12 protein-coding genes are annotated in these 12,930 nt (G+C 28.1%); 9 read left to right on the top strand and 3 right to left on the bottom strand.

Translation table 11 applies throughout. The features are described from left to right. The first annotated feature begins 56 nt into the window (after nt 1-56). The 6 genes from GOM42_RS08435 (at nt 57) to GOM42_RS08410 (ending at nt 7,405) form a co-directional block, all read left to right on the top strand. Nucleotides 57-554 carry a PTS sugar transporter subunit IIB gene (locus GOM42_RS08435; protein ID WP_003454565.1) on the top strand — a complete coding sequence of 166 codons (498 nt, stop codon included), beginning with the start codon at nt 57-59 and terminating at the stop codon, nt 552-554. 153 nt (nt 555-707) lie between these two features. Further along, entirely contained in the window at nt 708-1,514 is an 807-nt protein-coding gene (locus tag GOM42_RS08430) for a PTS sugar transporter subunit IIC (RefSeq protein WP_003454617.1), read from the top strand. Beyond that, on the top strand, nt 1,514-2,341 hold the full coding sequence (locus GOM42_RS08425; RefSeq protein WP_003457176.1) for a PTS system mannose/fructose/sorbose family transporter subunit IID: 828 nt from the start codon (nt 1,514-1,516) through the stop codon (nt 2,339-2,341). Before GOM42_RS08430 ends, GOM42_RS08425 begins: the two co-directional genes overlap by 1 nt. A gap of 292 nt (nt 2,342-2,633) precedes the next feature. After that, nucleotides 2,634-3,044, top strand: a complete 411-nt coding sequence (locus GOM42_RS08420; RefSeq protein WP_003454598.1) for a Fur family transcriptional regulator — start codon at nt 2,634-2,636, stop codon at nt 3,042-3,044. A gap of 267 nt (nt 3,045-3,311) precedes the next feature. Continuing rightward, nucleotides 3,312-5,735: an FN3 associated domain-containing protein gene (locus GOM42_RS08415; protein WP_011590852.1), complete on the top strand. Its 2,424-nt coding sequence runs from the start codon at nt 3,312-3,314 to the stop codon at nt 5,733-5,735. A 278-nt stretch (nt 5,736-6,013) separates the two neighbouring features. Then, complete coding sequence (locus tag GOM42_RS08410; RefSeq protein WP_003457306.1) at nt 6,014-7,405, top strand: MATE family efflux transporter; 1,392 nt, start codon at nt 6,014-6,016, stop codon at nt 7,403-7,405. Nucleotides 7,406-7,562: 157 nt separating this feature from the next. Here the strand turns inward: GOM42_RS08410 and GOM42_RS08405 are convergent, their stop codons facing one another. The 3 genes from GOM42_RS08405 to GOM42_RS08395 form a co-directional block, all read right to left on the bottom strand. Beyond that, nucleotides 7,563-8,372 (bottom strand): metal ABC transporter permease, encoded by an 810-nt coding sequence (locus tag GOM42_RS08405; protein ID WP_003454588.1) that lies wholly within the window; start codon nt 8,370-8,372, stop codon nt 7,563-7,565. 18 nt (nt 8,373-8,390) lie between these two features. Beyond that, nucleotides 8,391-9,059 carry a metal ABC transporter ATP-binding protein gene (locus GOM42_RS08400; protein WP_003457191.1) on the bottom strand — a complete coding sequence of 223 codons (669 nt, stop codon included), beginning with the start codon at nt 9,057-9,059 and terminating at the stop codon, nt 8,391-8,393. A gap of 72 nt (nt 9,060-9,131) precedes the next feature. Further along, nucleotides 9,132-9,467 (bottom strand): hypothetical protein, encoded by a 336-nt coding sequence (locus GOM42_RS08395; protein ID WP_003454606.1) that lies wholly within the window; start codon nt 9,465-9,467, stop codon nt 9,132-9,134. Between the two features lie 168 nt (nt 9,468-9,635). On the opposite strand from GOM42_RS08395, the gene GOM42_RS08390 reads away from it, so the two are divergent. The 3 genes from GOM42_RS08390 to GOM42_RS08380 are packed head-to-tail and all read left to right on the top strand — an operon-like array spanning nt 9,636 to nt 12,900. Beyond that, complete coding sequence (locus tag GOM42_RS08390) at nt 9,636-10,034, top strand: DUF6762 family protein (protein WP_003463768.1); 399 nt, start codon at nt 9,636-9,638, stop codon at nt 10,032-10,034. A gap of 20 nt (nt 10,035-10,054) precedes the next feature. Then, a complete protein-coding gene (pepF, locus tag GOM42_RS08385) occupies nt 10,055-11,854 on the top strand; it encodes an oligoendopeptidase F (RefSeq protein ID WP_252597645.1) in 1,800 nt (599 codons plus the stop codon). 17 nt (nt 11,855-11,871) lie between these two features. Further along, a complete protein-coding gene (locus tag GOM42_RS08380; protein ID WP_003454696.1) occupies nt 11,872-12,900 on the top strand; it encodes a rhomboid family intramembrane serine protease in 1,029 nt (342 codons plus the stop codon). The last annotated feature ends 30 nt before the right edge of the window (nt 12,901-12,930 follow it).

The following is a 12,930-nucleotide window of genomic DNA, read 5'->3' as shown; positions in this document are numbered from 1 at the left end:
CGTTTAAAAAGAAAAAATTAACAAAATAGTATTTTGAATTTTAGGAGGAAAAAATTATGATAACTCAAATACGTGTAGATGACCGTTTAATACATGGACAAGTAGCAGTAGTATGGACAAAGGAGCTAAATGCACCACTTTTAGTAGTAGCAAATGATGAGGCTGCAAAAAATGAAGTTATGCAAATGACTTTAAAAATGGCTGTACCAAATGGAATGAAACTTTTAATTCGTTCAGTTGAGGATGCTATAAAAGTTTTTAATGATCCTCGTGGTAAGGATAAAAGAATGTTTGTTATAGTAAACAGTGTATCAGATGCTACAAAGATTGCTAAAGAAGTTAGTGATATAGAATCTGTAAACGTTGCTAATGCAGGACGTTTTGACAAATCTAATCCAAAAGACAAAGTAATGGTATTTTCAAGTGTTCAATTAAATCCAGATGAATTAAAAGCTGCTAAGGAATTATCAGAGCTAACTAATGTTAAATCTTATAATCAAGTATTACCATCAAATCCACAGCTTGATTTAAAGAAAGCTTTAGCACAATTTTAATATAATATTTGATTAAATAAACTAGACTTAGTTTAAATTAAAATTTTAGAATAGTTTATAAATCGATTTACATTGAATTTAAAAAAAATAAAGCTTAATAGAGCTTTTAGAAGTAAATATTAAAAAACTAAATATTTTTAGGGGGTAAAAAATATGTTGATGCATGCTTTAATGGCAGCACTAAGTGTATTTATCTGTTTTGCTGGTAACTACTTAACAGGACAAAGTATGATGGAACGTCCTTTAGTAGTAGGTCTTGTAACTGGTATATTAATGGGAGATATGAAAACAGGTATATTAATGGGGGCAGCTTTAGAAGCCGTATTCCTAGGAAATGTTAATATAGGTGGGGTTATAGCAGCGGAACCAGTTACTGCAACTACCTTAGCAACAACTTTTGCAATTATTTCTCATGTTGAAACAAAGGCAGCAATTACACTAGCTATACCTATTGGTATGTTAGCAGCTTTTGTTGTTATGTTCTTAAAAAACGTTTTAATGAATGTTTTTGCACCTGCTTTAGACGATGCTGCTAGAGAAAACAATCAAAAGAAAATAGTAGCACTTCATTACGGTACATGGGCATTATATTATCTTATAATATCAGCTATATCTTTCTTAGGTGTATTACTTGGAAGTGGTCCTGTAAATGCCTTAGTAGAAAATATACCTGCTAAACTAATGAATGGATTAAGCGCCGCTGGTGGACTTTTACCTGCAGTTGGTTTTGCAATGTTAATGAAATTACTTTGGGATAATAAATTAGCAGTATTTTATCTATTAGGATTTATTCTTACAGCTTACTTAAAACTGCCAGCTGTTGCAGTAGCAGTGGTGGGAGTTGTAATATGCGTTGTAACTTCACAAAGGGATTTACAGATTTCAAATCTTGTCCTTGCAGGTCCTAAAGGATCTGGACAGATGACCAAAGAAGATGAAGAGGAGGAATTTTTTGCGTAATGAAGATGAAGGAAAACTTATCAATTGAAGATAAAAAAATGTTACGTTCAGTATTTTGGCGTTCTTGGACTATGAATGCTAGCCGTACTGGTGCTACACAATATCATGCAGTGGGAGTTATATATACTCTTTTACCTGTAATAAATAGATTTTATAAAACTAAAGAGGAAAGATCAGAAGCTTTAGTTCGTCATACTACTTGGTTTAATGCTACTATGCATTTAAACAATTTTATTATGGGACTTGTATCTGCTATGGAACGTCAAAATAGTGAAGATGAAAACTTTGATTCAAGTTCAATTACTGCTGTAAAGGCCTCATTAATGGGACCGCTTTCAGGAATAGGTGATTCTTTTTTCTGGGGAATTTTAAGAGTTGTTGCAGCAGGTATAGGTATATCATTAGCTAGTACAGGCTCACCCTTAGGGGCAATAGTATTTTTATTATTATATAATATTCCAGCATTTTTAATACATTATTATGCACTTTATAGTGGATATTCAGTAGGTGCAAACTTTATACAAAAATTGTATGAAAGTGGCGGTATGAAAATATTAACTAAAGCTTCAAGCATACTTGGTCTTATTATGATGGGTTCTATGACTGCATCAAATGTTAAGTTCAAAACTATACTTCAAGTTGCTGTAGAAGGAAGCGACAAGCCTATTATGATTCAAGAATATTTGAATCAGTTATTCATTGGTATAGTTCCATTATGTGTAACTTTACTTGCATTCTACCTTTTACGTAAAAAAGTTAACATAAACATGGTAATGTTTGGTGTTATGTTCTTAGGTATAATATTAGGTTTATTAGGAATATGCTAAAATATACTTATAAGAATTCAGTGGTTTAAATACAATGGATTTTGTTTTAGTTTTTGATTAGATAGTATGTGTGGATAATTTCTACTAAAAAATGAAATTATAAAAAGGATATATTATGGTTGCAAAGATGCAATTTTAATATATCCTTTTGTATTTAAATTTATAATTAATTTTTAAATCATAAGTAAGACTAGATCAGTTTAATACTCCAATTTAGAAATATATTTTATACAAGTTTTTTTATGTGATATAATTTATATTAATGATTTAAATATTTGTTTAGGAGATTGTTATGGAAGTAAAAGAAATATTTAAAGCTAATGGTGTTAAAGTTACCAAAGCTAGATTATTAATATATGATTTGTTAAAGGAAAGTGATAGAAGTGTTACTGCCGATTATATATATAGTAAATGTAAAGAGATAAATTTATCTACTGTCTATAGAACTCTAGAGGTATTTTTAGAGAAGGATTTAGTAGATAAGTTTGAATTAGGAGATGGAAAAAGTTCTTATAAATTAAAGAATAGAAATATTCATAAGCATATTTTAGAATGTGATTTATGTCATAAAGAAATAGAAGTTCCATGTCCTATGCAACAGATTGAGGAGCTTTTAAGAAATCAAACAGGATTTAAAGTAAAAGAGCATAATCTTACTTTAAAGGGTATATGTGAAGAGTGTATAAATAATAAGAAAAAATAATTTTAAAATAGAATATTTACTTCAAAATTATAAGTATATGAATATTTATAATTTTGATATTTTATTTATAATTAATACTAGATTAAATAATAAATTATAGGCTATGAAGTAGTGAATAAAAATATTCATTATTTTATAGCTTTTTTTATTAAATTGTATGAACTTACAAAAAAGAAAATATAAAGAAAATCTTAATAAAAACTAAAATTTTTTCATTGTTTAAAGTATTTAGATTACTTAAAATGGGTTTAAAAAGGAGGGAATTATATGATAAAGTTTGATAAAAAAAAGAAGAATAATATTACTATAGTAAATATATATAATTTTATAAGAAAAACTGTTTATCCAAGTGGTGAATTTGTTGAAGATGATTTTCAGACAGTAGTTAGAGAGATTGAGTTAATAAAACAATATGGGTTTCCTGCAACCTATGCATTAAAACATGATGCTTTAATGGATGAAAGATTTGTAAACCTTATAAAAGAATCCATAGATGAATATGACGAAGTTGGAGCTTGGTTTGAGATAACTGAGGAATTAGCAAAGAAGGCCGGTGTTAAATGGAAGGGGGAAACTCCTATTGATGACCATGTTCATAGGGGATATTCACTAGGATACAGCCCAGAGGATAGATTTAAAATGGCTGATGTTTACATGGATGATTTTAAGTGTATATTTGGATACTATCCTAAGACAGTTGGTTCTTGGGTTATAGATATAAGAACTTTAACATATTTAAAGGAGAAGTATGGAGTAATAGGAGGGGCTATTTGTAGAGATCAAATTGGAACTGATGGATTTACTCTTTGGGGAGGATATTTTAATCAAGCCTATTATCCAAGTAAGTTAAATGAATATATTCCAGCTCAAAGGGAAGAAATGCAATTAGATTTACCTTTATTTAGGCTTTTAGGACCAGATCCAATTTATAATTTTGAAGAGGGATTACGAGAAGAGTTAAAAGGAGTCCATACTTTAGAGCCAGCATGGATAATTGGACAAAATAAAGAATGGGTTCATTGGTTTTTTGAGTGTTTAAATGAAGAGGAGACCTTAGGATTTTCTTATGCTCAGGTAGGACAGGAAAATACATTTTTATGGAATACCATGTATAAGGGATATGAAGTTCAAATAGAACATATATTCAATTTGCAAAAGGAGAAAAAGCTTAGAGTTGAAACCTTAGCTGAAAGTGCTCTTTGGTATAAGAAGAAATATAAATTAACTCCACCTACTACCTTTGGGGCTAAAAAGGATTGGAACACTTATAATATGAAAACTTTGTGGTATAACAGTAGATTTTATAGAAGTAGTTTTTTATTTGAAAATAATGTTTTAAGTATAAGAGATATTCATTTATTTAATGAAAATTATGAATCAAGATATTATGATAACTATTTAGATGATAATGAAAGTGTATTTGATGCATTGCCTTTAATGAGACCTCATTACTGGAAAAATGAAATAGATGAAAGACCAGAAATAAGCTTTGTTAAATTAAAAAGAATTGGTGTATATGAAAAAATTAAAGGAGATACCATAGATTTTAAAGGGATTAATGAGGATAAATGCAAAATAACATGGGATTTAAATCATGAGGAAAGCATAAAAATACTTTGCTATGAAGATAAGATAAGTATTAAATTTAATGTGAAAGATTCTAAAGAATGTATGCTTTGTATAAATACCTTACCTGTTCTTCAGGAATTAAATTTAAATACTATTTTATGTAAACATAATGATTTTAAATATAAAATCTCCTTAATTAAGGGAGAATTCTCAGTAGATGAAGAATATAAGATATTAATAATTCCAGAGGCGGGGGAAATACTTTTAGATTTAAATACTATTTGTGAAAAACCTAAGGAAAAAGAGTTCTTTACTGATGAATATTTAAAAAATAGAGAAGAGATAGATGGATATGTACCAGAATATAAAAGGTATAAGAAAGGTAGTAAGGTTAAACTTAGAGCCTTTAGACCAATTGTAAATATAGATACTTTACTTATGAATAAACCATTTTCTCAAGAAATTCTTTTAGGAAAAAGAGATAAAAAGGGAGAGATTAGATATACTTTAGATGGAAGTGAGCCAAATGAGAAATCCTTATTATATGAAGAGCCAATAGTTGTTAATGATAGAGCTTTTATAAAAGCTAAGGTTTTTAAAGAAGGATACAAGCCTAGTAACACTGTGGAAAGTAGAATATATGTAACTTTGCCAATAGCTAATATTAAAGGATTAACTAAGCCTACAGACCACTATATGTACAATAAAAGAGGAGTTTATGATTTAATAGATGGTGAAAAGGGAAGTTTACATTATACTGATGGAAAATGGCTTGGGTATACAGAAGATATGGAAGTAATAGTTGACTTAGGAGAAGTAAAAGAAATAAAAGAAATAATGGTTGGATTTTTACAAGACACAAGAGCTTGGATTTACTATCCTAAGTTTGTAGAGTTTTATTCTTCATTAGATGGAGAAGAGTTTACTTTATTAACAATGGAAGAAAAGGATAAGAATGAAAAAAGAGAAGAAGTAGGAAAAAAGGACATTACATCACAAAGAGAAATTAAGACTAGGTATATTAAAATATTTGCAAAGAATGAAGAGGTATGTCCAGCTTGGAGTATAATGCCTGGAGAGGGTCCTACCTTTATGTTTGTTGATCAAGTTACAGTAATATAAAGAGATTAATAGCAATAAAATTTGAAGGTTTTAAAGCTATTTAAAAGGAAAATTTTGTTCCTTTATAAATATATATAGGTAATATATTATTTAAAATACAGATGTATATTTAGGTTTTAGATATGTTATCATATCTAAAACTTAAATTAATTTACAAGAAATTAAGGCTAAAAATATAAATTTAAATTATTATATATAAAATAATTTTATATATTTAGCTTATATAAAATATGAATTATAATGTGTGGGAATAATTTTTTAGATACACAGGGGGAAAAATGGACAAGAGAATTGATTTAACCGAAGGAAAAATAACAAGCAACCTTATAAAACTTTCCATACCTATTATGGCTACCTCTTTTATACAAATGGCTTATAATATGGCAGATATGATATGGGTTGGTAGAATAGGAAGTAATGCAGTGGCAGCTGTTGGAACAGCAGGATTCTTTCCTTGGCTTGGTATGGCCTTTGTAATGATTTCTAAGGTGGGAGCTGAGATAAAAGTAGCACAGAGCTTAGGAAGAAATGATATAGATAGCACAAAGGATTATATAAAAAGTGCCTTTCAAATAAATATTATACTAGCTATTATTTATTCAATAATATTACTTTTATTTAATAGTCAGTTAATAGGATTTTTTGACTTAGGTGATGCTGAAGTTATAAAAATGGCTAAGACATATTTAATTGCAGTTGCTTTAGGAATGATATTTAACTTTTTAAATCCAGTATTTACAGCGGTATTTACTGGTTCAGGAGATAGTAGAACTCCTTTTATAGCTAATACTATAGGATTAATTTTTAACATAGTTTTTGATCCAATATTAATTTTTGGTATAGGAATATTCCCAGAGATGGGTGTACTAGGAGCTGCCTTGGCTACAGTTTTAGCTCAGGTTATAGTTACAGTTACATTTTTATATATAATGATAAAAAGTAAGGCTGAATACTTAAAAATAAATATTTTAAGTGGAATTAAAATAAATTGTATGAAAACTTTATTCCATATTGGATTACCTGCAGCACTTCAGAGTGGATTATTTACTGTTTTTTCAATGTTTATAGGGAAAATAGTTGCAGTGTTTGGCCCTGTTCCTATAGCTGTTCAAAAGGTGGGTTCACAGGTTGAAGCCATTGCATGGATGACAGCAGGTGGAATATCTACGGCCTTAAGCACATTTGTTGGACAAAATTATGGAGCTGGAAAGCTAAAAAGAATAGTAAAGGGATTTAATATAACTATGATAATTTCTCTTATAGTAGGAGTATTTGCTTCCTTAGTATTAATTTTCTTTGGAGAAGAGATATTTAGAATATTTATACCAGAGGCACAAGCTATAGAACAAGGAACAGTTTATTTAAAGATACTTGGCTATTGTCAGATTCTTGTTTGCGTAGAAATAACAACAACAGGAGCATTTAATGGATTAGGAAGAACTTATATACCATCAATAATAAGTATATTATTAACAGGAGCAAGAATACCAATGGCTTATATTATGTGTAAACCTGAGTTCTTAGGATTAGAAGGTATTTGGTGGGCCATAAGTATAACAGGTGCTTTAAAAGGGGTAGTAGTATATGCAATATATAGATACTTATATAAGAAAAACAAACTTTTTAAAGTATATAAGGATGAAAATGGAGAGGAATGTATAAGTATATAAATTCAAGTTATATATTTACCACTATGTTTTAAAAATAAGGGATTATATAAAAAAGATTAATAATAAAACTTACAAACGGTTTGAAGAGAAATCTAGTAATTCTCAGAATATGTTTGTAAGTTTTATTAATTTTTTATACAACCCATTTTTACTTATATTATAATTTTTTTCTGTTTAAAATTAATGATAATATAAGCACTATTACTGAAGTTAAAGCTATAGTTCCTCCTGGAGCTAAATCAAATAGAGAAGCTAGAAGTAAACCGCTTAAGACATCTATAACTCCTATTATCATTGAAATAATAAGGGACTTAGTAAATCCTTTTTTAAATTGCATGGCAGTAGCTGCTGGTATAACAATTATTGATGAAATAACCAGTATTCCCATAACTCTAATTGAAACAGAAATAGTAGCTCCTACTATGATTGTAAAAATATAATTTATAAGTTTTGTATTTATTCCAGAAACTTTAGCCCCTTCTTCATCAAAGGTAGTATAAACTAATTTATCATATAATGAAAATATTCCTATAAAACAAAGTAGAGAAACTAAAGCTATTATGGTTAAATCAGTTTTTGAAACTGTTAATATACTTCCGAATAAAAAAGAATTAACTGTTGTACTAGACTTACCACTACTAACTAGTATTAATGCTAATCCTAAACTAAAGGTAAGTATAATAGACATAGATAATTCTGCATATTTTTTATAATAATTTCTTAATAATTCTATAAGTAATGCACAAATAGTAGTAAATAAAAATGCTGTTAAAAGAGGATTAAATCCAAATACTAGCCCAATTGCAACGCCTGCAAAGGAAGAGTGGGAAAGTGTATCCCCTATCATTGAATATCTCTTTAACACAAGAAAAAGTCCTATACAGGGACATAAAAGAGATATTATAAAACCGGCCATAAATGCATTACGCATAAATTCAAATTGAAACATATTTTGTATAATAGACATTTTTAAAAAGAGCCCTTTCTATATAAATTCATTATTTATTTCATCTAGTTTTTTTAAGTATTCATTATTTTTAAATAAAGTAGCTTTAGAATCTTTTAATTCAAGAATATATGATGAATACTTAAGAGATTTTCTTATATTGTGTTCAACACATATAATAGTCATTTCCTTCTCTTTATTTAACTTATAAATAAGTTCATATATATCTTTTTGAGTCTTTTCATCTATTCCTGTAGAAGGTTCATCTAATATTAATATATTAGGGTGTCCTATTAAAGCCCTTGCAATAAAAACTCTTTGTTGCTGACCACCAGAAAGAGAACCTATTAATCTATCCTTAAATTCTAGCATATTAACAGCTGAAAGAACCCTGTCTATTTCGCCTTTATCCTTTATTTTTAATGTTTTTAAATGTACTTTTAATACTTCATAAACCGTAATGGAAAATTGGGAGTTAAAGTTATCAACTTTTTGAGGAACATACCCAACGCTGTTTAAATTTATTTCGATGTTTCCCTTAATAGGTTTTAAGTATCCTAAAAGAAGTTTTAAAAGAGTAGTTTTAGAACTTCCATTTTCTCCTACTATTGATATAAATTCATTTTCAGGTAAGGTTAAATTTATATCATTTAATTGATAGGGTTTTTTACCGCTGTAGGAAAAGGAAAGATTATTTATCTTTATCAAATCGTATCACTCCTAGTATAATTCTAAATAAATTATACATGGATTTTAAATCAAGTGCAAATAATTTGCATTTTAAGTTAGCTTTTCTATTTCTTTTAAGTCCCAAACTGAATTTTCCTTTTTTTCAAAGTAAGCTTTGCAAGAAATAGATTGATGAGGCTTATCGTAACTAAGTCCATTAATTTCTACAATTGCAATATCCTTATCTAAAAATGATAATTCAAAATTTTTTATGGTTAGAAGGCTATTTTCTAAATTCCCTCTTGTTGTTAAATATTCAGTTGCAAAGTATAAATCTTTACACTTTTGCTTAATATAAATTTTATTAATAATAAAAACACTTGAAAATATAATGATAAAAAATAGGGATACTCCTAAAATAAGTCTTCTTAGCATAAATTTATTCATGAAAAATCACCTCTAGTATATTAATGTTACATAAAATATATTACCATAATTTTACAGTTAAATAAATATAAAGAGGAAGACTTTATTATATACGGCATATGCACTTGCAAATATAAATAGAAATTTTATAATTAGTATATATAGTAAAATAGGAAAGGATGATATAAGATGGATTTTTCTTCATTAGTTATAATGGAAAAAGATAAAGAAAATGGAGTTATAAAGGGTGAATTAGGAAGTTATTCAGTTTTAGAAGGAACTAATTTTGTTAAAAAATTATATTGCGTAGATGGAGATGTAAGTCTTTTTTTTGATACAGACAAGGATGTTTTAGAATGGGAATTTTCAGCAATATATGATTTGTTCAATGTGGAGGCCCTTACTTCATTAGGATATATAGTAGAAGAGTTTGATGAAGAATATAATCCAACTTGGGTAGTCAAATTTAAATTTGATGATGAGCATGAGGAAATGAGAGCAGTTTTAAATGAAGTTTGCTCTATTATAGATAAACAAATGAAGAAGGTTTTTGAGGACATAAAGGGTAAAGAAGAAGATTATAAATAATATTTGAAAGGAGAATTAAAATGAGTGAGGTCAAAAAACTTAGAAGAAGAGATGAAATTCCAGAAAGTGATAAGTGGAGAATTGATAAAATTTATGAAACTCCAGCTAAATGGAATGAGGAATTAAGTAAGTTAAAAGAGGAAGCTCCAAAATTAAAAGATTTTGAGGGTAAGTTAGGAAACAAGGAAGATTTAAAAGCTTTTCTTTTATTAAATGAAAAGTTAAGCAGAAAACTTGGTAAACTATATGTTTATGCTCATATGAGAAGTAATGAGGACACATCTAATCCTGAAATGCAATCTTTAGTAAATAAAATAGATCCATATTCAGCAGAGTTTTCAAGTTATACTGCATACTTTGTTCCAGAGATATTAAGCTTAAAAGAAGGAACAATAGAAAATTTCATAAATGAGGATAAGGATTTAAAACAATATAAAATATATTTTGAAATGATATTAAATGAAAAGCCTCATATATTATCAAGGGAAGTTGAATCTGTTTTAGCTTCTGTATCAGATTGTTTAGGAGCTCCAGAGAGCATATATTCAATGCTTACTAATTCAGATATGACTTTTGGAGAGATAGTAGATGAAAGTGGTAGAAAGGTAGAATTAACTGAAGGAAACTATATTTCTTTTATAAAGAGCAAAGATAGAAAGGTAAGAGAAGCTGCCTTTAAACTTTTATTTGGAACATACAAAAAGTATGAAAATACTTTAGCAACAAGTTTAACAAGTTCTATTAAAAACTTTGTTTTTGAAAGCAAAACAAGAAAATATAATAGTTCCTTAGAGGCTTCTTTAAAACCTAATAATATTCCAGTAGAAGTTTACTATAATGCTTTAAAAACTGTAGATGAAAATATGGATGCTCTTCATAGATATGTTAGAATTAAGAAAAAACTTCTTAACTTAGAAGAAATTCATATGTATGATTTATATGTTCCAGTTATAGAATGCAAAAAAGAACATTTAGAGTATAAGGATGCCATAAGTTTAGTTGAAGAAGGATTAAAACCTTTAGGAAAAGAATATTTAGACATATTCAATGAAGGAATAAATGAAGGTTGGATAGATGTATATGAAAATAAAGGAAAGAGAAGTGGAGCTTATTCATGGGGATCCTATGATACTATGCCATATGTATTATTAAACTATAATTATGAGTTAAATGATGCATCAACTTTAGCTCATGAAATGGGTCATTCAATACATTCTTATTATACTAGAAAGACTCAACCTTATATTTATGGAGATTATAGTCTTTTCTGTGCAGAAGTTGCTTCAACAACAAATGAAATTTTACTTATACATCATTTAATAGAGAAAGAAACTGATAAAAATAAAAAATTATATCTAATAAATCAAGAGTTAGAGCAAATAAGAACAACTGTCTTTAGACAATTAATGTTTGCAGAATTTGAGTTAAAAACTCATGAAGCTATTGAAAATGGAGAATCTCTTACATCAGAAGTTTTATGTAAGATGTGGAAAGATATAAACATTAAATATTTTGGTAAAGATATGAATGTAGATGAAGAAATATCTATAGAATGGGCTAGAATACCTCATTTTTATTCTGATTTCTATGTATATCAATATGCTACAGGCTATGCAGCTGCATCTTCCTTTGCAAATTCAATTCTTTCAAAAGGAGAAGAGGCTGTTGAAAAATACAAAGGTTTCTTAAAGGCTGGAGGATCAATGTATCCTATAGATACATTAAAAATGGCTGGAGTAGATATGACAACATCTAAGCCTCTTAAAGATACCTTAGATAGATTTAATGAGCTTTTAGATATGTTGGAAGAAATTATTTAGAAGATTGAGGAGAGGCAATGAGTAAATTTGAGCAAGATTATTTCAACTTACTTATAAATAATTATGGTTTTTATGTAGAAGACTTAAAAGGAGAACAGGATAAAGAACTATGGATAGCTTTAAAGACAGTTAAAGATGATGGAAAATATGCAGTTATAATATCTAAGTCTTATGAAGAGGAAGAAAATTTAAAAATTGCAGAAGATTATTTAAAAAGCTTAGGTAAGTCATATTCTCTTCATAATATAATTCTTTATAAAAGCTATGATAGGGATGAAAAAAAGGATGAAGACTTTTCTATAGATGAGAATTGTCATAGAGTAATTGTTGATGTTCAGAAAAGAGAAGTTTTAAAAAGTGATAGGAGCTCTGAGCCTCTAGCAAAAATATTAGAATTTTTATTAAAAAAGAAAGAAGAACCAAAGGTTCCTTGGTATAAAAAATTAAGATGTGGAAAAGTTACAGGAATATTGATTGGTTTAAATATTTTAGCTTTTCTAGTTTGTCTTATTGTAGCTACTGCTTTAGGTGCTGGATTCTTCAGAAATATAGTAGAGATGAATCCACAAATTCTATATTGGATGGGTGCTAAGCATAATAATGCAATAATATTCCACGGAGAATATTATAGATTAGTAACCTCTATGTTTTTGCATGGTGGAATAGTACATCTTTTATTTAATATGTATGCTCTATATATATTAGGAGATTTCATAGAAAGGATTTATGGAGCGAAAAAATATTTAGCTATCTATTTTGTTTCAGGAATAGTAGCAAGTATATTTAGCTTATACTTTTCACCAGTTATGGGAGTTGGAGCTTCAGGAGCTATATTTGGACTTTTAGGGGCAGCTTTAGTTTTTGCTTATAATGAAAAAGATAGAATTGGTAAAGCCTTAGTAACTAATATAATAGTTATTATATTGCTTAATGTATTTATCGGTCTATCAATGTCTAATATAGATATATCTGCTCATTTTGGCGGATTCATAGCAGGAGCTATTTTAGGACTTTTCTTCCATAATTATAAAATAATAAGAAAATAAAAAAATTCCTCTGTTTTAAATAAGGCAGAG

Origin of the sequence: Clostridium sp. 16K-1-R1 (assembly GCF_023921145.1) — a bacterium.
In the GTDB taxonomy this organism is placed as follows: Bacteria; Bacillota; Clostridia; order Clostridiales; family Clostridiaceae; genus Sarcina; species Sarcina perfringens.
The sequence above is the reverse complement of the archived record's forward strand: the minus strand, read 5'-3'. Positions and strand labels throughout refer to the sequence as shown.

Bases quoted from the DNA above. Each gene is read 5' to 3' on its own strand.
- GOM42_RS08395 (WP_003454606.1), bottom strand. From the start codon at position 9,467: ATGAATAAATTTATGCTAAGAAGACTTATTTTAGGAGTATCCCTATTT.
- GOM42_RS08390 (WP_003463768.1), top strand. From the start codon at position 9,636: ATGGATTTTTCTTCATTAGTTATAATGGAAAAAGATAAAGAAAATGGA.
- GOM42_RS08380 (WP_003454696.1), top strand. From the start codon at position 11,872: ATGAGTAAATTTGAGCAAGATTATTTCAACTTACTTATAAATAATTAT.
- GOM42_RS08415 (WP_011590852.1), top strand. From the start codon at position 3,312: ATGATAAAGTTTGATAAAAAAAAGAAGAATAATATTACTATAGTAAAT.
- GOM42_RS08430 (WP_003454617.1), top strand. From the start codon at position 708: ATGTTGATGCATGCTTTAATGGCAGCACTAAGTGTATTTATCTGTTTT.
- GOM42_RS08410 (WP_003457306.1), top strand. From the start codon at position 6,014: ATGGACAAGAGAATTGATTTAACCGAAGGAAAAATAACAAGCAACCTT.
- GOM42_RS08405 (WP_003454588.1), bottom strand. From the start codon at position 8,372: ATGTCTATTATACAAAATATGTTTCAATTTGAATTTATGCGTAATGCA.
- GOM42_RS08435 (WP_003454565.1), top strand. From the start codon at position 57: ATGATAACTCAAATACGTGTAGATGACCGTTTAATACATGGACAAGTA.
- pepF (WP_252597645.1), top strand. From the start codon at position 10,055: ATGAGTGAGGTCAAAAAACTTAGAAGAAGAGATGAAATTCCAGAAAGT.
- GOM42_RS08425 (WP_003457176.1), top strand. From the start codon at position 1,514: ATGAAGATGAAGGAAAACTTATCAATTGAAGATAAAAAAATGTTACGT.
- GOM42_RS08420 (WP_003454598.1), top strand. From the start codon at position 2,634: ATGGAAGTAAAAGAAATATTTAAAGCTAATGGTGTTAAAGTTACCAAA.